We start from the raw sequence: 21,512 nt of genomic DNA, 5'->3' as shown, positions 1-21,512 counted from the left end.
GATGAGCTACTGCGTGATCGAGAACGGCGGGGGGAACTACTTCGGGGAGTTCTTCAATCTCAAGTGCTACGACACGATCCAGCCGACGATCGACAACTGCACGATCCGGAGATCGGCGGGCTACGGGATGCGGCTCGGGAGTGCGAACCTGACGGTGACGGCGACGGCGTTCAGCGAGAACGGGGCCACCGACGTGCTGTGTCTGGGCACCAGCAACCCGACCCTGACGAACTGCAGCTTCGCGACCGGGAGCCACCTGGGGGTGGACGTGGACACGGACGCCTCGTCCTCGACCCCCGCGCTCAGCGGGTGCACGTTCAGCGGCAGCGGGGCATACGCGCTGCGAGTCCCGCCGATGTCGGTGACGAGCGGATCGATCACGCTGACTGGCTACACGGTGGGGGTTCGTTTCGTCTTGGGGACTGTGAGCACGAACCGGACCTGGGGGGCGCTGGGCGGTGGGCTGGTGTACGAGTTCGAGAGTCCGGTGACGGTCCTCAACGGCGCGACGCTGACGGTCGAGCCGGGGGCGACGCTGAAGTTCGAGGCGGGCGCCGGGGTGACGGTGGGCCATCCGAACGGGTCGAGCACGGGATCGCTCATGGCGGTGGGAACGGCGGGTTCGCCGATCGTGTTCACGTCGGTCAACGGGGCGCCGGGCGGCTGGCTGGGGATTGTCTTCCCGGGGTCGAGCACGGCGTCGCAGATGAGCTACTGCGTGATCGAGAACGGCGGGGGCAACTACTTCGGCCAGTACTTCAACATCAAGAGTGTCGGCACCAGCCAGCCGGCGCTCTCGAACTGCGTCATCCGCAACTCGGCCGGTTGGGGGATCTTCAGGCAAGCCTCGGGTACCGTGACGGCGAGCTCGTGCGCGTTCGTCTGCAATGCGAGCGGTGCCGTCAGCTCGGACGCGAGCGGGTCGGTCGTCGCCACGAGCTGCTGGTGGGGAGATCCATCGGGACCGTCGGATCCATCGACCGGCGCTCCCGACTACAACCCCGGGGGGCAGGGGCAGAGCGTTACGGACAACGTGACGTATCGCCCCTGGCTCACCGGGTCGCCCGGGTTCATCGAGTCCGCGATCGCGAAGCGCTGGTCGGGGCTGGGTGATGGCACGACCTGGAACGACCCGGCCAACTGGTTGGGCGGCGTTCGACCGGGGAGCATCGACCGGGTGCTCTTCGACAACTCGCAGGCCGTGTCCTCGTACCAGGTGCAGCTCCCGCCGGGCAACACCACCACGATCGTGGGACGCGTGACGATCGCGCCAGCCGCCGGCCAGACCATCACCCTCGTCCTGCCTGCCGGGAACACCGCCATGGTGGCCATGCAGGTGGACGATCTGAACAGCGAAGCGGACGACATCGTCGTCCAGACCGGCGGAGCGCTGAAGAACGCGAGCGGCGCGTCGAGCGGCAACGGGATCGCCGGGAATCCGCTGTGCAGCGCCCGAATCCGCATCGAGAACGGCGGGCGCTACGTCCACGCCACCAGCCTCGATCCGGCGGGGATCCTGGCGATGATGTCGCAGGCCGCGGGCACGGAACGGGGCGAGTTCGTCTACGACGTGCCGGGCACGGGAACCGTCGCCATCGCCGCCGATGGGCGGACCTACGGCAGCCTCGTGCTGGCGCGCTCCGCGGGCCCCGCGACGTACACCGCGTCCGGGGGCAACGACCTGACGGTCCGTGGCGACTTCCGGGTCGAGAGCGGCATCACCTATGCCAGCACCATGACCGCGCCCATGCACGTCGGGGGGCACTGGACCAACGACGGCGCGCCGCTCACGCTGTCGGCGACCCAATCGGTCGTGTTCGATGGACTGCTCGGCCCGCAGACCATCTCCGGTTCCGCCGCGACCACCTGGAACGGCGGAGCGAGCGTCGCCGCGACCGCCGTGGTGACGATCGCGAGCGGGGCCACGGTCGAGATCGGCGCGCCGTTGGCCAATGGCGGCTCGCTCTCGGTGGCGGGCACGCTGCAGGTCAACGAAGGCGGCTCCGCGTCGGGCAACGAGTTCGTTTATTCGCCCACCGGGACGCTGGTGTGCAACCGATCCGGAGGTTCCCTGATCATCGACGGCGCCGCCGCGATGTGGCCAAGCGGTGCTGGCCCCTCCAACGTGGTGGTCCAGGGCGCGGGGATCACCGTGGACGTGGCGCGAAACGCGACGAACGTGAGCCTGTTCGCGCCGATCCTGAATGCCGGAAATCTCACCGTGAACGGTACCGCGCTCATGAACGCGGGCGGTTCGTTCGCGTCGGCGCCGGTCTACGGCGCCAACGCCACGCTCCAATACGCGACCGGTGACTGGGCCCCAGGGCCGGAGTGGTCGTCCGGAACCAGCGTGGGGAGTGGCGTCCCGCGGAATCTCGTCCTCACCCTCGGCGCGGGAAACGAGTTGTCGATGCCGGCCTCGGATCGAACCGTGCCGGGCACCCTCACCATCCCGAGCGGGACGCTCGCGCTCAATCCGACATCGGGAGATCTCCGGGTGGGAGACGACGTCACCGTGCTTTCCTCCGGCGGGATCGCGACCAACGGCAGGACTCTCATCCTCGACGGTGGCCTCGCGGGTGACGCCAACATCGTTCTCGATCCGGCCGGCGGCAGCCTGACGTTCGATCATCTCCAGCTCCAGAACGCCAACGTGTCGATCGTCCCGCACGGATGGGAGATGGTGATCGCGCCGTCGAGCGGGGAGAGCGTGCGCATGACGGGCTCATCGTCGCTGCACCTGAATGGGACCACGCTGCGCATCGCGGGCGGTCCCTCGACCTTCGCCGTGGCGGACGGGGCGAAAACGATCTTCGGCCCTGGAAATCTCGATCTGGCGAGCGCAGTCACCGTCGTCAACGCTGGCAACGGGGGAATGCTGGTGACCGACGGTTGCGACAACGTGCTGCGCTCGCCCACCGAGCCTGGAGCGGGGCTCACGACCGTCAATGCCGGCACGCTCACTCTCGAGGCCGGCGCCTCGGTCGCGCACGCGCCGATCTATGCCAATGGCGTGACGCTGATCTATCACGACGGCAGCTTCGTGACCGGCCCGGAATGGGTGAGCGGCCTGGTGGAGGGTCCTGGCGTTCCGATGAACGTCACGATCGATGCTGGCGCCGGGGACACGGTGAGGACGCAGAATTCGCCGCTCCGGGTGCCCGGCAACCTCGTCATTCTGAGCGGCACGCTGGTCGGCCCCGACACCACCACGATCGTGGTGGGTGGAGACTGCGACGTGGGCCCCGAGGGAAAGGTCTCCGGGAAGGGGCGCGGCCACGGCTCCAGCCAGGGTCCGGGTGGGCCTCCCGGAGTACCGGGCGGCGGCGCGGGAGGTGGGGCGCACGGGGGACGCGGCGGCAACGGCTCGACCGGACAAGGATCCACGGCGACGTACGACTCGCAGGATGCACCCTTCCATCCCGGTAGTGGCGGCGGGAGCTCGGGCGCGGTGCCGGGTGGCGCCGGAGGAGGCGTGGTGCGTCTCGTGGTCGGTGGCACGCTGACGCTCGAGGGATCGATCGATGCTGATGGCGAAGATGGCGCGGCGAGCGGTAGCGATGCCGGGGGAGGTGGAGCGGGGGGAACCATTTCCATCACCGCTTCGGCGATCCAGGGCAACGGTGCGGTCCGTGCCCGTGGAGGAAACGGAGGCGCGGCAGCCAGCGCGTACGGAGGGGGCGGTGGCGGAGGGCGCATCGCGCTCTATCACCTCGATCCCGTTTCCGGCGTGACGAGCGGATACATCATCGCCTCCCTCCCCATCACGGTCGAGACCGGCGGAGGCGACGGAGGTGGGGGGACCGCTTCCGCCGGCGACGCGGGGACGACGCAGGAGCGTCAGATCACCGGCGTATCCGATCCGGCCGTCGCCATCCCCAGCCTGGCCTTCATGAATCCGCCTTTCCCCAATCCGACCCACGGTACGGCGACGCTGGTCTTCGGCCTCCCCAGAGCGGGCCACCTGCGGATCGAGATATTCGACCTGAGAGGGGCGCGGGTGCGCACGCTGCTCGACGCGGAACGACCCGCGGGGACCGGACGGGTGCAGTGGGACGGGCGCGATGAAGGCGGTCAATTGGCCGAGTCGGGAGTATATTTCGCGCGGATGGATGCGGATCGGCGCATCTTCAGGACGTCGCTCCGCCTCGTGAGATAGCCGCGTCGTTCGAAATGCGCCGCGCTCTCCCAAGGGCGCGGCGCAGCCCCACGCCCAATGGACCCTGCGCTCCTTGGTCAGCTGAAGGACGAGCTCCTTCGTTGCGAATCGCTCTCCCCCGAGGAGCGGGAAGCTCGGCTGGCCGAGTTGGAGCAGGCCTCCCCGGAGCTGGCCGGCGAGCTCCGTAGCCTGCTGGATCAGGTTCCAATCATCGAGAACCACTCCGCACGCGTGGATGATCTGATCGCTCCTCTTCTCGCTCCGGCTCTCGAGCCCGGCTCCGTGGAGACGCTCCGACGCCTCGGGCCGTATCGCCTCGTCGAGGTTCTGGGCGTCGGCGGGATGGGAATCGTGTATCGGGCCGAGCAGGAGGAGCCGCTCCGCCGCGAAGTGGCGATCAAGCTGCTGCGGGGCGGGCTCGATCCGGCCAGGGTCCTGGCGCGCTTCACCGCCGAGCGGCGGGCGATGGCGCTGCTCGAGCATCCCGCCATCGCCCGCATCCTCGATGCGGGACTCGACACCGACGGCATGCCGTACCTCGTGACCGAGCTGGTGCGCGGCCTCCCGATCTCCGAGTACTGCCGGCGGCAAGAGTCCTCGGTGTCCGACGTGGTGCGGCTCACGATCGAGGTCTGCCGTGCAGTCCAGCACGCGCACCAGAAGGGCATCATCCATCGCGATCTCAAGCCTTCGAACATCCTGGTGGGCGAGGTCGACGGCTCTCCGCGTCCCAAGATCATCGACTTCGGCATCGCCCGCATCCTCGAAGAGGAGGCAGGTCCGGGGCTCACCATCGAGGGCCAGGCGATCGGGACGCTGGGATACATGAGCCCGGAGCAGGCGGGGGGACGCTCGCGCGCGATCGACACCCGCACCGACGTCTACTCGCTGGGGGCCGTGCTCTACGAGCTGCTGACCGGCTCTCTCCCGCACGCGCTGGACGGATTGGAGCTGAGCCAGGCCCTGGCCGTGCTGGAACGCGAAGTGCCTCGGCCACTGCGCATTCAGCTGGGGAAAGGAGAGTCGAGAGACGCCGATCTCGAGACCATCGTGATGAAGGCCCTGGCGCGAGAGCCCGACGCTCGCTATGCGGGGTCCGGAGCCCTCGCCGACGATCTCGAGCGCTACCTGAGTCACGAAGCCATCCTGGCGCGGCCTCCGAGCACCATGTACGAGCTGCGCAAGCTCGTGCGCCGGCATCGCGGCGCGTTCGTGCTGGGGACGGCAGCCGTGCTCCTGGTCGCCGTCTTCGCGGTGGCCATGGGCTTGCTCTATGCCGATCAGCGCCGGGAGCGTGAGCGGGCGCAGGTCGCGTCCGCGCGTGCCGCCGCCATGAACGACTTCCTGCTGGGAATGCTGGGCGCGGCGAACCCCGGCGCTCTCGGCAGCTCGGTCACCGTGCGCGAAGTCCTCGACCGCGCCATCCCCACGGTGGACCGGAGCTTCGCAGGCGAGCCCGCGATCCAGGCGGAGGTGACGACCACGCTCGGCACCACCTATCGGGAGCTTGGCCAGCACGCCATCGCGGACTCCTTGTTGCGCCGTGGTCTCGAGCTCGAGCGACGCGCGTTCGGGCCGCGCAGTATTCAGGTCGCCCGTGGGCTACGCGAGCTGTCGGCGAACGCCCTGCTATGGCGGCGGCGTCAGGAGGCCGACTCGCTCTGCCGGCTGGCGCTGGCGATGAGCGAGGAACTCGAGGGGCCGCGCGGCCTGGACGTCGAGCGGAGCCTGCTCCTTTTGGCGGACATCCAGATCAAGCGGGGTCGCCAGGCAGAGGCCGAGAGCCTGCTGGGCCGGTATCTCCAGATGGCGAAATCGATCCACGGCGAGACGTCGGCCGAGGTGGGGCGCGGTCTCTCTCTCATGGCCATGGCCCGGACCATCTCCGGCAACGAGTTCGGCTCTTACTATCGATCGGCGGCACAAATCCTCACACGCGAGCTTGGAGCCGATCACGCCGAGACCCTGGAGGTGCTCAGCAACTATGTTGATGCATTGAACAAGGAGCGGAAATGGGCGGAGGCAGTTTCTCTCGGGAAGGACGTTCTCGCCCGCATGAGGAAGACCCACGGCGACGCGCATCCCAAGGTTGGCCAGACCATCTACAGGCTCTCGCTATCGATCGCGAGTCTGGGTGAGGTTCGCGAGGCCGAAGCGCTCATGCGTGAAGGTCTCCAGATCTGGCGGGTGTCTCTGGGGGAGGAGAACCCGCTCATGGCCGCCGGGTATGCACGTATGGCCGAAGTCTCCGAGATGGACGGAAAGCTCGCGGACGCGGAGGCATGGGTGCGGAGCGCCGTCGATCTCTCGCTGAAGATCAATGCTCCCGAGCATCCGCGAGCGGTAGGAGAGATGCAGCACCTGGCTCGCATCCTGGCGTGGCGTGGCAAGCATGCAGCAGCCGACACCTTCTTCCGCCGGGTCATCGAAGTTCGCCGCCGCGCGTACGGAACGACTGCCGCCGTTTCCCTGTTATCGTTCGGGGAGTATGGAATGTTCCTGGTGGATCGGGGCCGACTCGACAGCGCCAGGACTTTTCTTGACGCGACTCTCACGGGACTCGATGGAGCGACGCCCCAATTCCAGGTGTTTCAGTCAGGATTGGCGCTATGCCTTTCGGCTTCAGGTGAGCGCGCACGCGCCGACTCCCTGATCGCGGTGGCCGCGCGCGGCATCCTCACGGCGCCGCTCCACGAGATTGAGCGGCGTGTGGCCCTCCGCAGGATCGTGGCGTACTACGACGCGAACCGCCAATCGCGGCTGGCTGACCCCTATCGCGAGACCGCTCGAGGGATCGCGAGTAGGACCGTCTCGCAGCGATGACGAGGGGACCGAGGCGATCCACCGCTCCCATCTCGATGTTCCACACCGCGATCGTTCGGCCGCCGGGATCCCATTTCGCCCGCGGACTGACGCGCGGCTATCTCGGGACCCCCGACCTCGACCGCGCGCGGGCACAGCACCGTGACTACGTGCGCGCGCTGGAGCGCTGCGGTCTCGAAGTGGTGGTGCTGGAGCCCGTAGACATCTACCCCGATTCGACGTTCATCGAGGACACGGCCGTTCTCCTCCCTCAGTGCGCGGTGCTCGCTCGTCCAGGGGCGCCGAGCCGCCGCGGAGAGGTGGAGCTGGTGCGGGAGGCGCTGGCTTCTCGCGTGGCGCGCGTGCGCACCATCGAGCCGCCCGGCACGCTGGATGGCGGCGACGTGTGCGAGATCGGCTCCCACTTCCTGATCGGAATCTCGGAGCGCACCAACGACGAAGGGGCCGCCCAGCTCGAGGAGCATCTGGCCGAGGAGGGCTTCACCAGCGGGCGCATCGCACTGAACGGCGACCCCGAGCTCCTCCACTTGAAGAGCGGACTGTCGTGGCTCGGCGGTCGCAGGCTGATGGCCACGGAAACGCTCGCGGCGCATCCCGCCCTCGCCGGCTTCGAGATCGTTCGCGTCGAGTCCGATGAGCAGATGGGAGCGAACGGTGTGCGACTGAACGATCACATGCTGATTCCGGCCGGCTTCCCACGATTGGAAGCCCGGCTCGGCGGGCTCGGGCTCCCGTTGATCGCGCTCGAGATGTCAGAGTTCCAGAAGATGGAGGGCGGGATCAGCTGCCTCTCGCTACGGCTCGGCGACGCGCGCTCTCAGCGCGGCATGTAGGCCGAGCGGTCGCGTTCTCCGACTTCCGCGGCGGGAGCCGGGTATCCGGGCGCGGTCTTGCGGCTCGAGGCCGGCGCCCCCCTCAGACGGCGCTCTCGCTCTGCCGCCACCTCGGCGCCGATCAGCAGGGTGATCGCGGACACGTACGTCCATAGCATGAACAGCATGACGCCGCCCAGCGTGCCGTAGAGCGACTGGTAGCGGTTGAAATGGGCGACGTAGAAGGCGAAGGCATGCTTGCCGGCCTCGAAGAGCACCGCGGAGACCAGCGCGCCGATCCACACGTCGCGAACCTGGTGGCGCACGTTGGGCACGAAGCGGAACAGCAGCAGGAAAGCGATGAACGAGAACGTCGCGGGAAGCAGCAGGCCGGCGGCCAGGAACAGGTAATGAAGGACACCGTCGGGCCGGACGAACGGCAGTCGGAGAACCGAGCTCTGCACCGAGTGGAGCGCCACCGTGGCTCCCATGGAGGAGGCGAACAGCAGGCCATAGCCCAGCAGCGAGCCGACGTCGACCAGCAGGTCGGTGAAGAATCCGCGCTTGTTCGGCACGCCCCAGGCGATGTTGAGCGCGCTTCGGATGCTGCCGAAGATGCCGGTGCTCGCCCACATCAATCCAAGAGCGCCGATGATGGTGAGGGTGCCGGTCTGCGAGGAGACGTTGCGGATCATCTCGAGCACCAGGTTGTCTTCGGATGCCTGGAGCGGAAGGAGCTGGACCAGCCAATCGACCGCATTCTGGCGCGCCGCGGGGTCGCGCGTGATCCAGCCGAACATCGCCACCAGGAACGTCACCAGCGGCACGAATGCGAAGAGGACGTGATAGGAGATCGACGCCGCGAGCAGGGCGCAGTGGTCGTTCTCGAACTCTCCCCATGTGCGGGTCACCCATGACCCGCCTCTCGACTCTCGATCGCTCATCGGGTTACTCGTAAGAGCACGGACCGATCATCTCAACCTGGGCGGTGAGAGGAAAGGGTCTGCTCGCGAGTGCTCTTGGCCACCGGCACGGGCGGCTCGCCCATCAGGACCCGGACCTGATGGACACCCCCGTCGTCCTTCATCGAGATCGTGACGTCCTCGAGCGTGACGCCGTCGAGCTCGACGCGAGCGACGCCGCGGTTCCGCCGCTCGGGATTCTCGACCACGATCTCGTAGGTCGTGCTTCCGTGGCGCAACCGCATCTGGTAGCGGCTCCAGGACGCGGGCACGCAGGGCACGACGCGGAAGCAGTCGCCGCGGCGTCTGAGCCCGAGGATGGACTCCACTCCAAGACGGTACATCCACGCCGCCGAACCCGTGTACCACGTCCATCCTCCGCGGCCGATGTGCATGGGATGCGTGTAGACGTCGGCGGCCACCACGTAGGGCTCCACCTTGTAGCGCTCGACGTCGGCGCGATGGCGCGTGTGGTTGACCGGGTTCAGCATATGGAACAGCTCCACGGCCTCGTCGCCGCTGCCGAGCCGCGCGATCGCCATCACCGCCCACAGCGCGGCATGCGTGTACTGGGCCCCGTTCTCGCGCACGCCGGGCACGTAACCCTTGATGTAGCCCGGGTCGAGCGTCGACTGGTCGAACGCCGGCGCCAGCAGCTGGATGACCGCGGCGTCCCGCCGCAGGAGCTGCGTGCGCACCGCATCCATCGCCCGCTCGGCGCGGCGCTGCGGGGCGGTCCCGGACAGCACGGCCCAGCTCTGCGAGATCGAGTCGATGCGGCATTCCGAGAGTTGCGCTGATCCGAGCGGAGAGCCGTCGTCGAAATACGCGCGGCGATACCAGTCGCCGTCCCATGCGAGCTCCAGGCTGCTCGCCAGGCGCTCACGCTCCGTTCGCCAGCGGCGCGCCCGGTCCAGGTCGCCTCGCACACGCGCGATCGCCGCGAACTCCTGCAGGATCTTCGACAGGAACCACCCGAGCCAGACGCTCTCGCCGCGGCCTTGGTGGCCCACGCGATTCATGCCGTCGTTCCAGTCCCCGATGCCGATCAGGGGCAGCCCGTGCGACCCGACCGTGAGTCCCCGATCGATGGCGCGCGCGCAATGCTCGTACAGTGTTCCGCGCTGCGCGCTCGTCATGGGCAATCCATAGGCCTCGAGCTCGCCTTCCACGAGCGGCGGGCCTTCGAGGAAGGGCAGGCTCTCGTCGAGCACCGCGGCATCGCCCGTGCACTTGAGGTAATACGCGGTCACGAAGGGGAGCCACAGGAGGTCGTCGGAGCAGCGGCTTCGGAGGCCGTTGCCGGAAGGCTCGTGCCACCAGTGCTGCACGTCACCCTCGACGAACTGACGCCCCGCGGCTCGCAACAAGTGCTCGCGATAGAGATCCGGCCTGGCGAACGACAGCGCCATCACGTCCTGCAGCTGGTCGCGGAAGCCGTAGGCCCCGCCCGGCTGGAAGAAGCCCGTCCGGGCCCATATCCGCGAGCTCAGGCTCTGGTAGAGGAGCCAACGGTTGATGATGACGTCGAACGAATCGTCCGGCGTCGACACCGTCACGACGTCCAGCATGTCGTTCCAGCGCCGCTCGACCTGCTCGAGCGCCTCCGCGGCGGCGGCCGGGTCGCCGAAGCGCCGCACCAGGTCGAGCGCGTGGGCGCGATCGTCGCCCTGGCCCAGCAGCAGGATCACCTCGCGCGTCTCGCCGGGCTCGAGATCGATCCTGACCTGGAGCGCCGCGCAGGGATCGAGTCCCGCTCCGAACGCCCCCGACAGGCGCTGGCGGCTCAGCGCCAGAGGTCGTCTCAGCGAGCCGTTGCGTCCCAGGAATTCGTAGCGGTCTCCGGTCGCCGAGACCGGCGCCGGAGTGGCGTGCGCGAAGGCGACGCGCGTCCCGAACTGCTGGTTGTGGGGATTGCGCGCCAGCACCGCTCCCGAGGCTTCATCCTGCTCGGTGATGACGAAGCGATGCTCGCCGGCGCGCGGCGGACACAACGCCCACTCCTGGTAGGCGAACAGGCTCAGACGGCGCGGGAGCGAGGTGTGATTGGTGAGCGCGAGTCGCGACAGCTTGAGCGGCTCCTCGGCGTGGACGAATACCGTGAGCTCCGAGGAGATGCCGTGGCTGCCGGAAGCAAAGCGCGTGACGCCCGCGCCGTGTCGAGTGACCCAGCGGCCTTCTTCAGCACGCCGAGGCAAAGGTCCCGGCGTGGCCCCCCACAGCTCGCCGCCTTCCTCGTCTCGGAGGTAGAGGACCTCACCGGTCCATTCGGCGACCGTGTCGTTGCCGAACGGCGTCAGCCGGTTCTCACGGCTGTTCTCCGCCCAGGTCCACGACGCGCCGGTCGCCCCGATGACGGTGCCGAAGCGAGGATTGCAGATCACGTTGACCCATGGCTGCGGCGTGTTCTCCTCACCACGCAGCACGATGGCGTACTCCCGTCCTTCGGCGGTGAAGCCGCCGATGCCGTTGGCGTGCGTGAGATCGGGAGGCTCGATGTCGGGCCCCTCCGGCAGCGGCTCGGCGCGCTGGATCTCGAGCAGGGGAGGCCTTGCGCGCTCGGGCGCATGAATACTGAGCTGATCCTTCAGCTCGCCGAGATCGCCTCGCAGCACGGCGCGGGCCGCGGCCATGAGCAGCACGCGCTCGTCCTCCGACATCCCGTCGCCGCGCAGCAGGAAGACGCCTCCCGGCCGGTGTTTCCACGCCGCCCATGGGCCGTTGTCGAGCAGCGCCTGGAGGGCCTCGTGCATCTCGTCGAGGTAGCTCACCGGATGCTCGTTGAGGAGCACGACGTCGGCGCTGAGGCCCTTGAGCCGCCAGTACTCCTGAGCACGCAGCACCTGCCGCACCAGCGGGATGTCGTTCTCCTCGACCACGCGCACGGCCAGGATCGGCAGATCGCCCGAGATCCCATGGGGCCACAGCCCCGACTGGCCGAGCCGGTTGCGGGCGAGGTAATCCGGCTCCGCCCGCAGGGTCTCGTCGGTCCACAGGACGTGCGAGGCGAGCTGGTCGCAGAAACGGGCCTCCTCCGCCGAGATGCCGAGGTGATGGAGGCGCATCTGGGTCTGCGTCGTGGAGAGCGCGAAGGTGCGTGAAGCGGATGCTGGATCGTCGTACTTCTCCGCCAGCGCGATGGCGGCGGCGCGGCTCACGGCCACTCCGGTGGCGAACGAAAGGCGCACCTGCCCGCCGCGGGGGATGCGCACCCGGCGTCGCAGGCTCAGCACCGGATCGAGGACCGCGCCGGTCGTTCCCGACAGCGCGCGCCCGTCGAGCGCCAGTGGATTCTCCAGCGTCCTTCCGCGCCCCACGAAGCGCACGCGATCGGTTTCCCATTCCGCCGCTCCGTGGACGCCTCCTTCCACGCTCAGCACGTGCACCGCCCAAGGCGCCGTCTCTTCCGCCGATCGGGGTCGCCTTCCGCACAGCACGGCCGAGCATTCCGGCCGGTACTCGGTCTCGAGGAAGAGCTTGAGGAACGTCGGGTGTGCGAGGTCGTCCGCGGGTGAGGCGAGCACGATCTCGACCAGGCTCGTGACCTCGATCTCGCGCATTCGATCGCTGCGGTTCACCAGCGAGACGCGGCGGACCTCGACGTCGTCCTCCGGAGACACGGTGATCTCGAGGCGCGTCTCGATCTCGTCGTCGCGCCGGATGAAGACCGCCTCGTCGGCGCGGAAGCTCACCCGATAGCGATCCGGCTCACGGCAGAGCGGTTGATAGGTCGCCGACCACGACAGACCGCTGCGCACGTCCCGCAGGTAGATGACTTGGCTGGCGGTGTCGGACGTGGCGTCCTCGCGGCGCCGGGTCACCGACATGCCCCGCCAGGTGCTGGTCCCGCCGCCGCCGTTGGTGACGACCGCGGTGTACTGCCCGTTGGAGAGGAAGTGGGCGATCGGGAAGGGAGTGTGCGGCGAGCGGTAATAGCGCGGCGACGCCGTGACTCCCGGCGGCTCGACGCGCGCCATCTCCGGCGGCCGCGGCTCGGTGACCGGGACGTAGCGCGGCACCTGTTCCTGCAGCAGCGGCTCCGTGGCCCGCACACGGGGGTCGGAGTGGAAGCGACGGACCATCGGCGATCCGAGCACCGCGTTGGCCAGCGACACCATGCTCATCCCCTGGTGATGCGCGAAGAAGGCCCGTACCGGCTGGAGACGAGGGACGTGCTTCTGGACTCCGGTTGCCGCGGTTTCTTTCAGCTCGGTCTCGGCCGCCGCCGGGGTCGGCTCTTCTCGCAACTCGTCCCGTGGCGTGTAATCCAGCGCCTCGTAGAAGCCATACCGGCGAAGCGCCCCCTCGCGCTTCAGCCGCCTGAAGTTCGCGACCGCCGAAGTCGGATCGATCATCGCCGCGAGGGCCGTGGCGTAGGGCGCGATCACCAGGTTCTCGCCCAGCCCGCGCTTGAGCCCGAGGCCGGGCACGCCGAAGGCCTTGTACTGGTAGTTGCCGTGTTGATCGATCAGATGGAACGCCGACTCCGAGATGCCCCACGGCACGTGCTCGCGCTGGGCGTGGAGGATCTGCGCGCGCACCACGACGCGGCAGGTGTTCTCGAGCAGCGTCTCGGGATGGCTGCGGAGCCACAGGAGCGGCATCAGATATTCGAAGATCGAGCCGCTCCACGACACCAGCATCGTGTGGCCCTCGACTTCGGTGAGCGCGCGAGACAGGCGGAACCAGTGCTCCTGCGGCACCTCGCCGCGCGCGACGGCGATGAAGCTCGCCACCCGCGCCTCGGAGGCGAGCAGATCGTAGAAAGAGCCGTCGAGACGGCCTGGTCCTTCGTGGTCCGCGAGCCGATAGCCGATCGAGAAGATGCCGCGCTCACGGTCGTAGAGGAACTTCCAGTTCATGTGATCGGCCAGCGACTCGCAGCGCAGCGCCAGCTCGTGCAGACGCTCGCCCAGGGACTCGTCCGGCTCGGCCATCGGAACGACCATCGTCTCGAGGGCCGGAACGAAGTCCTCGATCTCCTGCGCCTCGGGCTCGCCCTGAGCATGGCCGGCGATCATCCGGAGCTTCGGCGCCAGAGAGGCCACCCGCGGCGCCGCTTCGGCGAGGCGCTGGCTCGCCGACTCGGCGGTATGGAGTCCCTCGCGCAGCTCCTTCAGCTCGCGCAGGACCTGGGGGGCGGAAGCGCGCGTCGGTGAAGCCGGGCCGGAGCGCCGCGACAACGCGCTGACGGCTTCGGTCAGGACACCCGCGGTGTCGGCGGCGCCGGCACACCAGCGATCGCCGGAGTCCGGGCTCACCGCGAGGTGCCGGAGCGCTGCGGCGAGCGTCATGAGCGAGGCCGCCAGGTTGCCGCTGTCGACCGTCGAGACATAGCGCGGAGGCAGCGGCGCGAGCGTCACGGTGTCGTACCAATTGAGGAGGTGGCCTTCGTGACGCTCCAGCAATTCCACCGTGTCGAGCGTGGACTCGAGCCGGTCAGCGAGCGCTTCGAGCCGCAGATAACCGAAGTCGTAGGCAGCGAGCGTGGACAGGAGGCCCATCCCGATGTTGGTCGGCGAGGTGCGGTGGGCGATGCGCATCTCGGGGACTTCCTGCACGTTGTCGGGGGGCAGCCAGTGATCGTCGGGTCCGATGAAGCGCTCGAAATAGTTCCAGGTCCGCCGCGCGATACGCCGGAGCTGAACCCGCTCGCCGGGAAGCAGGACCAGGCGGCGCGGAGTCACGGGCCGGCTCAGCCACCACGCCGCCAGCGGCGAGACCAGCCACGCGGCCAGGAACGGAAGCGCGATCGGAAGGGCGGCGGCTCGCAGCGGCCACAGCCCGAGCAACACGACTAGTGCTGCGGCCGGCCCCGCCCACATCTCGACGATGAAGACGCGAACCCCCTGCGTCGCAATCAGGCCCGCGGCGCGCGCGGCGGTGGTCGCGGCCGTCTCCCACTCCAGCAAACGGCGCTGTGTGAAGACCATGCGCACCAACGTGAGCACGATGGCATGGAGCATCTCGTAGGCGTGGTAGGCGAGCAGCATGACGTCCAGCACCACCTGGGCGAGCGCGGTCTCGATCTCGGACTGGACGTCGCGGATGAAGACGGAGAACGGCTGCTGCGCTCGCGGCCCTCGCACGACGTGCCACACCGGTGGAATCAACGGGAAGCCGAGCACGAGGAGCGCCGCCAGCGTCCACGGGAGCGAAGAACCCGGCATCCATGCCCAGGCGGAGGCGAGGAACAGCATCAGCGCCGGCGCGACCAGGCTGCGCCGCAGGTTGTCGAAGATCTTCCAGCGACTGATGAGCGGCAGCGTGCTGCGCGCCAGTCCGTGGCGCCTTGGGACGATGGGCAGCATCCACAGCAGGATTTGCCAGTCGCCGCGGACCCACCGGTGCTGGCGCCTCGCGTGGGCCAGGACGCTCGAAGGGAAGTCATCGACCACCTCGATGTCGGAGACCAGCGCGCAGCGCGCGTGAAGTCCCTCGAACAGATCGTGCGAGAGGATCGCGTTCTCCGGCACGCGGCCCTCGAGGGCCGCCGAGAAGGCGTCCACGTCGTAGAGTCCCTTGCCGGTGAAGCTGCCCTCGCCGAACAGGTCCTGATAGGTGTCCGAGACCGCGGTCGAGTAGGGGTCGATGCCGGTGTGACCGGAGTACACGCGGGCGAACAGCGAGCCGGCGGCGCTCGCCATCGTGACGCTGACCCGCGGCTGCAGGATGCCGTAGCCCTCGACCACGCGCCCCAGCCGGGGGTCGTAGCGAGGCCGGTTGAGCGGATGCTCGATCACGCTGATCAGCTGGCGGGCCACGTCGCGCGGCAGACGCGTGTCGCTGTCGAGCGTGATGCAGTAACGCACCCGTGGCAGGGGCTCGGGATTGCCGACCTGGACCACGAAGCTCGTATCGGTGGCGCCTCGCAGCAGCCGGTTGAACTCCTCGAGCTTGCCACGCTTCCGCTCCCAGCCCATCCACACGCCTTCACTCGCGTTCCAGCGCCGTGCGCGGTGGAACAGGTAGAAGCGGTCCTTGGTCTCGGGAGCGTAGCGCGCATTGAGCGACTCGATCCCGGCGCGAGCGACGTCGAGCGCCTCCTCGTCGCTGGGAAGATGCTCCGAAGGGGCGTCCACGAAGTCGGTGAGCAGCGCGAAATGGAGATGCTGGTCCATGTTGCCGAGGGCGTGGACTTCGAGCCGCTCGACCAGCGCCCTGGCCGACTCGACCGAGGGCAACAAGGTCGGCACGATGACCATGGTCCGCGCGGATTCCGGTACGCCACCTCGAAGGTCGAGGCGCGGCAGCTTGCGGGGGCGCGCGAAGCGATGAACGAGCCTCTGCATCATCGAGACGGCGAGCTCGCTGGCCGGAATGAACGACAACAGCCCGATCACGATCAGCAACGGCATGGCAGCCTGGGCGCGAGCCGCGGCGAAGACTGCGAGCACGATCCCCAGCGCGGTCAGGAACGCGATGGACCCGAGGTAGAACGCGGTCGCCTGGGCGAACAGGAAGCGGCGGACCCTCTGACGGAAGCGCGGGTGATAGGCCACGTCGATCTCGAGCCCGCGGCGTCCGTGACCGATGAGGTGGTAGCCGACGTGGGCGGCCAGCGATGAGAGGCCGTAGTGCACCGCGTTCTGGCGGGCGCTCTCGATCGCTCTCAGCGCGACGCGTACCTGCGACTCGCCCGTCGGCTCCGAGAGGTCCTCGACGGCGTGGCGGTAGCGGTCGCGGCTGCCGAACTCCATGCGTCCATAGATGCCCGGCGGGTCGCGCTGCAGGATCTGCTCCACCAGGCTCACGCGCTCCACGTAGTGATTCCAGTCGATCGTGGCGCACAGCCGCAGGCTCGTGATCGAGTTCCCCATCGACACATGGCCGATCGCCTGGCGCTGGTGCTCGGCGCGCACCGCATCCTCGGTCGACGTGGCCGCGGCGCTCAGCCGCTCCTCGAGCTCCCGCCGCAGCTCGTTGGCGACCGCGCCGTACTCGCGCATCCGCTGCAGGAGCTGGTCGACGAACGCGACGTGGATGAGCTCGGGGAGCGCGGGCTCAGCGCCGTTCTTCCGGGAGCTCTCGAACCTGGCCAGGCAGCGATCGGCTTCGTGACGTGCGGCGCGGCTGGCGAGCAGCTCGTCCGAGAGCCTTCGCACGTGCTCGATCAGCGCCAACTTCAGCATGCTCGGCCACGCCCACAGCTCGCCGATGCTGAGCGGCGTCACCGTCTGATAGGCGTTGATGAATCGGGTCAGCCTCGTGAGGTCGAGGCGAGCGTCGCTGTAGCGCAAGAGCTCGACGGCCATGGCGTAGATACGGGCGGTGCCGGCCAGCTCGCGAGCCGCGAGCTTGGGGAGCTCGTAGTAGTAGCGGCTCGGAAGGTCGTGGTAGACGCTGCGGATCTCGGCTTCGACCAGATGGAAGTTGTCGAGCAGCCACTCGGTGGCCGGGGGAGAGGTCTCGCCGCGGCGCACGTCGCCCGCGAACGTGCGATAGGCGAAGCGCAGCTGGTGGGCATCCTCGGCGAGCCGTTTGAGCAGGATGGCCGGACCGCGCCGCCGGCGAGCCAGCGTGAATCCCGCCGCCAGCGCCCGAGCGCGCTCCTCGAGCTGCTCGATCCCGAGCAGCTCGCCCTGGAGGTTGCTCGAATCCAGCCCCACCGGGCGCCATCGCGCAGCGCCTCCGACGACGGCAGGCCGATCATGACGAAGTATGGACAAACCGACCATCCTTGGAACGAGACGGCGGCCAATCGGGTGGACTGCGGCTGCCTCCAACTCCTGGCCGCCGTCCGTGTCGAATCTGATGGGGAGGAAGCGATGGTAGCAGCTTGTCCGCGCCCCCGTTGGGCCGCGCTTCCATCTTTCAGACGGCGCATCTCTGAAACGGGCGCCGCGCGCGATCGCGGACCATTGCCGCCGAATCGGCGGACGTGGATACTCTGCGGCTCTCGAACTCATACCGATCATCTCTATGCGCGCACGCGCTCGAGGAGGTTCCATGTCCACTCAGGTTGGAAGCGCACCCCTTCAGATCGGAAGCACCGTTCCGAACTTCGAAGCCGAGACCACCGAAGGCCGGATCCAGTTCCACGACTGGATCGGGGATTCGTGGGCGGTCCTCTTCTCCCATCCGAAGGACTTCACTCCGGTCTGCACCACCGAGCTCGGATACATGGCGAAGCTCAAGCCGGAGTTCGACCGGCGGCAGACCAAGATCATCGGGCTCAGCGTCGATCCCGTGGAAAGCCACGAGAAGTGGTCGAACGACATCCGCGAGACGCAAGGCCACGCGCCTAACTATCCGATGATCGGTGACACCGACCTCTCGATCTCGAAGCTCTTCGGGATGCTTCCCGCGGACCTCGAGGGCTCGTGCGAGGGCAGGACGCCGGCCGACAACCAGACGGTGCGCAACGTCTACGTCATCGGACCGGACAAGAAGATCAAGCTGATGATCGCCTACCCCATGACCACCGGCCGCAACTTCGACGAGGTCCTGCGGGTGATCGACTCGCTGCAGCTCACCGCGAAGCACAAGGTGGCGACCCCGGTGAACTGGAAGCAGGGCGAGGATGTGATCATCGCCGGCTCGGTCTCGGACGACGACGCCAAGAAGACGTATCCGGAAGGCTGGAAGTCGCCGCGCCCGTACATCCGCATCGTGCCTCAGCCGAAGGGCTGAGAGCGGTCAGCGAAGAATGGTGAGGCGGCCGGTCTGGTGCCGGCCGCCTTCGACCACGCGCACGAGGTAGATGCCGAGGGGAAGGGTGGCCGCTTCGTCGATGCGCACCTCCATCGCGCCCGGGATCACGCTCAAACGCCGGTGCAGGACGCGGCGCCCCATCACGTCGTGCATCTCGAACTCCGCCGTTCCCGCGCCCTGCGCCACGAACGATACAAACAGACCGCCGCGTGAAGGATTGGGCCGCAGCCCGAGCCGCAGGCGGCTCGGGGCGATGCGCGGCCCGACGCCGACCGGCGCGGAGGTTCCGCGGTTCATCAGGATCCCGACCTTGCCATTGCTGAGGCTCACCGCCAGGTCCGGAAGACCGTCCCCGTCGACGTCGCCTGGGCCCACCGAGGTCGCCCCGCCTCCGAGCTTGTAGTCGATCCGGGGCTTGAAGCCGCCCGCGGGATTGCGGCGATAGAGGGTCAGCGAGTTGCCGCCGAAGTTGGTGACTCCGATGTCCGGCAGGCCGTCGTCGTCCAGATCCGTGGCCACGACCGAGCTGGGTCCGCTCGCCACCGCCAGATCGGTCTTGGGGGCGAAGGTGCGGTCCATGTTGCTGCGGATGTAGGAGACCGTGTTGGAATACTGGTTGGTCACGATGAGATAGGGAACGTCGTTGCCGCCGAGCTTCGCGATGGCCACGCAGGTCGGTCCGTCGCCGACCGGGACGTCGACCTTGGGCGCGAAGCCTCCCGATCCGTTGCCGAACAGCACCGAGACGTTGTCGTCGGTCGCGTTCGTGACGGCCAGATCGATCCGTCCGTCGCCATCGAGATCGCCGGCCTCGATCCAGCTCGATCCGGCGCCGGTCGGGAAGTCGCTCTTGGCGCCGAATGCGCCGCCACCGAGGCCGAGCCGCACCGAGGCGATGGAATTGAGGTTGGCCGAGGCCATGTCGAGTCGCCCGTCGCCGTTGAAATCGGCGAGCACTCCGGCCTGGGCGATACCCATGGCCTGCGTGACCTGAGGCGAGAATCCGCCGCTGCCATTCCCCATCAAGGTGGAGACCGCGCTCACCTCGTTGGCGGAGGAGTTGGCGACCATGAGGTCGACCGCGCCGTCCGCATTGACGAGGCCGGTGGCGATGCAATTGGGGCCTGCCATCGTGGCGAAGTCGGTCTTGGTTCCGAACGTGCCGTTGCCGTTGCCCATCAGCGCCGAGACGGTATTCGAGCCGCGATTGGCCGTGACGAGATCGAGATGGGCATTGCCGTCCAGCGGGACCAGCCGGACGTGCTCGGGGAAGCTCCCGACCGTGACTTCGTAGATGTAGCCGAAGGTGCCGTCGCCGTTGCCGAACATCGCCTCGATGCGGGTGCTCGTGGCGACCGCGAGGTCGGGCTTGCCGTCGGTATCGAGCTGAGCGATGCGGAGCGCGATCGGCGTGGTGCCGGTGGCCAGATCCCAGCGATTGGCGAAGGCGCCGGTTCCGGTCCCGTACCAGATCGACACGTTGTTGGTCGATGTATTCGCCGTGGCCAGGTCGAGCACGCCATCCTGATTGGCATCGGCCGCCACGATGCATCGCGGCTGGTTGCCGACGCGATAGCTGGTCCTCGGACTGAAGCCGCCGGTGCCGTTCCCGAGCAGTACCGAAAGCGAGTCGGTCGCGTGCAGGGCGACCGCGACGTCGAGGTGGGCGTCGCCGTTGAATTGCGCCAGCACCAGCGAGTAGGGGCCGCCCGTCGCCGTGGCGAAGTCGGTCTTGGGAGCGAACGTGCCGTTGCCCGCGCCGAGCAGGACGGAAACCGACGCGCTGCCGGAGTTGGCGGCCACGATGTCCAGCGCGCCATCGTGGTCGAGATCTCCGAGCGCCAGATGGATCGGCGTCGTCCCCACACCGTAGCCCGAGGCGCCGGCGAACGCGCCGCCACCGACACCGAGGAGAACCGAGACCGTTCCACTGACGTTCTGGTTGGCGGTGACGAGATCGAGGAGGCCGTCGCCGTTGAGATCACCGGCCACTACGGCCGCCGGGTTCGACGCGACCGGGTAATCCTGGCGCGGCGCGAACGTCCGGTTGCTCGTGGCCAGGAACACCGAGACCGTGGCCGAGGCGAAGTTGGCGACCGCGATGTCCTTCCGGCCGTCGCCGTTCAGGTCCTCGATCGCCATGCCCTTCGGGCTCGAGCCCGTGGTCAGCGTGAGCTTCGAGCCGTAGGTGCCGTCTCCCTCGCCCCAGAAGATCGCGAGGCTATAGCTCAGCGTCCCGTTCGGAGCGATGTAATCGGTGCGTCCGTCGCCGTCGATGTCCGCCACCGCCAGCGAGGAGACGCCGGTGCCGACATCGAAGAACATGGCCCGCGCCGAGAACGCCGCGTGGAGGTCGGGCGGCGATGTCAGGAGGAGGAGGACGACCGAAATGCCGCGCAACGCATGGCTTCGGCTCTGGAGCGTCGTCTTTCCATCGCGCATACTCGCGCGTAGCGCAAGAGGTGCGCCAGTCGCGTCTTGCCGAAACACCTTCGAATCCTTGCGCTCCGCAATGGAATTGGGCCTGGCAAGGCATGAAGTCTCGCCGGGTGCCCGTCCAGCCACGGACTTTCCCCCGCGGACGCGGGGGAAATCCCGCACGCTTCGCGACCGCGCTAGGCGTCGAGGTCGAGCGTCATCTCGGTCATCGTGTGGCGAAAGCCCAGCTGGGTAAACAACCGCTGCGCCGCATCGTTCGCCGAAGCACTCCCGAGCACGACGCGGGGCGCGCCATGGGAGCGGAGCCAGCGGATGGCTTCCTCGACCAGCCGCCGTCCCACGCCCGCATGGCGGGCGGCCTGGTCGACGTACACGTCGTGGAGGAACCCGCAAGCCGCTCGCAGCTCCTTCCAGCTCATCGGCTCGAGCGCCGCGAACGCGTAACCCACGACCAGGCCCTCCCGCTCGGCCACGAGCACCACCGATTCAGGATCGGAGAGCTGCGAGACGAGAAAGCGACCGTAACCCTGCTCGGGCCGCTCGGTCGTGATGAAGCGCTGCGGATCGAGCTGATGATGGAGCCGCATGAGCGCGCCGCCGTAGCGGCCGAGGGCCGCCTCGTCGGATGCGACGGCAGGACGGATCGTGATCGGCATGGCGAGG

At 68.3% G+C, this 21,512-nt stretch carries 8 protein-coding genes; 4 read left to right on the top strand and 4 right to left on the bottom strand.

The genetic code is table 11. The features are described 5' to 3' along the window. The first annotated feature begins 13 nt into the window (after window positions 1-13). The 3 genes from VFQ05_14095 to VFQ05_14085 all read left to right on the top strand — a co-directional run bounded on the left by VFQ05_14095 (window position 14) and on the right by VFQ05_14085 (window position 7,815). A complete protein-coding gene (locus tag VFQ05_14095) occupies window positions 14-4,159 on the top strand; it encodes a right-handed parallel beta-helix repeat-containing protein (GenBank protein HET9327894.1) in 4,146 nt (1,381 codons plus the stop codon). Between the two features lie 147 nt (window positions 4,160-4,306). Further along, window positions 4,307-6,982 (top strand): tetratricopeptide repeat protein, encoded by a 2,676-nt coding sequence (locus VFQ05_14090; protein HET9327893.1) that lies wholly within the window; start codon window positions 4,307-4,309, stop codon window positions 6,980-6,982. After that, on the top strand, window positions 6,979-7,815 hold the full coding sequence (locus VFQ05_14085) for an arginine deiminase-related protein (GenBank protein ID HET9327892.1): 837 nt from the start codon (window positions 6,979-6,981) through the stop codon (window positions 7,813-7,815). The genes VFQ05_14090 and VFQ05_14085 overlap by 4 nt, the downstream gene beginning before the upstream one ends. Here the strand turns inward: VFQ05_14085 and VFQ05_14080 are convergent. Both VFQ05_14080 and VFQ05_14075 read right to left on the bottom strand, forming a co-directional pair. Continuing rightward, entirely contained in the window at window positions 7,800-8,738 is a 939-nt protein-coding gene (locus VFQ05_14080; protein HET9327891.1) for a YihY/virulence factor BrkB family protein, read from the bottom strand. The genes VFQ05_14085 and VFQ05_14080 overlap by 16 nt on opposite strands. A gap of 32 nt (window positions 8,739-8,770) precedes the next feature. After that, the gene (locus tag VFQ05_14075) at window positions 8,771-17,365 is read right to left on the bottom strand and encodes a glucoamylase family protein (GenBank protein HET9327890.1); all 8,595 of its coding nucleotides are present in this window, start codon (window positions 17,363-17,365) and stop codon (window positions 8,771-8,773) included. A gap of 340 nt (window positions 17,366-17,705) precedes the next feature. Here VFQ05_14075 and VFQ05_14070 point away from each other — a divergent pair, with 340 nt between their 5' ends. Beyond that, window positions 17,706-18,389 (top strand): peroxiredoxin, encoded by a 684-nt coding sequence (locus VFQ05_14070; GenBank protein ID HET9327889.1) that lies wholly within the window; start codon window positions 17,706-17,708, stop codon window positions 18,387-18,389. Between the two features lie 6 nt (window positions 18,390-18,395). Here the strand turns inward: VFQ05_14070 and VFQ05_14065 are convergent, their stop codons facing one another. Next, window positions 18,396-20,852, bottom strand: a complete 2,457-nt coding sequence (locus VFQ05_14065) for a T9SS type A sorting domain-containing protein (GenBank protein ID HET9327888.1) — start codon at window positions 20,850-20,852, stop codon at window positions 18,396-18,398. 173 nt (window positions 20,853-21,025) lie between these two features. Then, a partial coding sequence (locus tag VFQ05_14060; protein ID HET9327887.1) for a GNAT family N-acetyltransferase occupies window positions 21,026-21,512 on the bottom strand: 487 nt, incomplete at its 5' end.

This window comes from Candidatus Eisenbacteria bacterium, from assembly GCA_035712145.1.
In the GTDB taxonomy this organism is placed as follows: Bacteria; Eisenbacteria; RBG-16-71-46; order RBG-16-71-46; family RBG-16-71-46; genus DASTBI01.
The sequence above is the reverse complement of the archived record's forward strand: the minus strand, read 5'-3'. Positions and strand labels throughout refer to the sequence as shown.

Excerpts from the sequence above, each read along its gene's own strand:
- VFQ05_14080 (HET9327891.1), bottom strand. The coding sequence starts at position 8,738 with ATGAGCGATCGAGAGTCGAGAGGCGGGTCATGGGTGACCCGCACATGG.
- VFQ05_14065 (HET9327888.1), bottom strand. The coding sequence starts at position 20,852 with ATGCGCGATGGAAAGACGACGCTCCAGAGCCGAAGCCATGCGTTGCGC.
- VFQ05_14070 (HET9327889.1), top strand. The coding sequence starts at position 17,706 with ATGTCCACTCAGGTTGGAAGCGCACCCCTTCAGATCGGAAGCACCGTT.
- VFQ05_14085 (HET9327892.1), top strand. The coding sequence starts at position 6,979 with ATGACGAGGGGACCGAGGCGATCCACCGCTCCCATCTCGATGTTCCAC.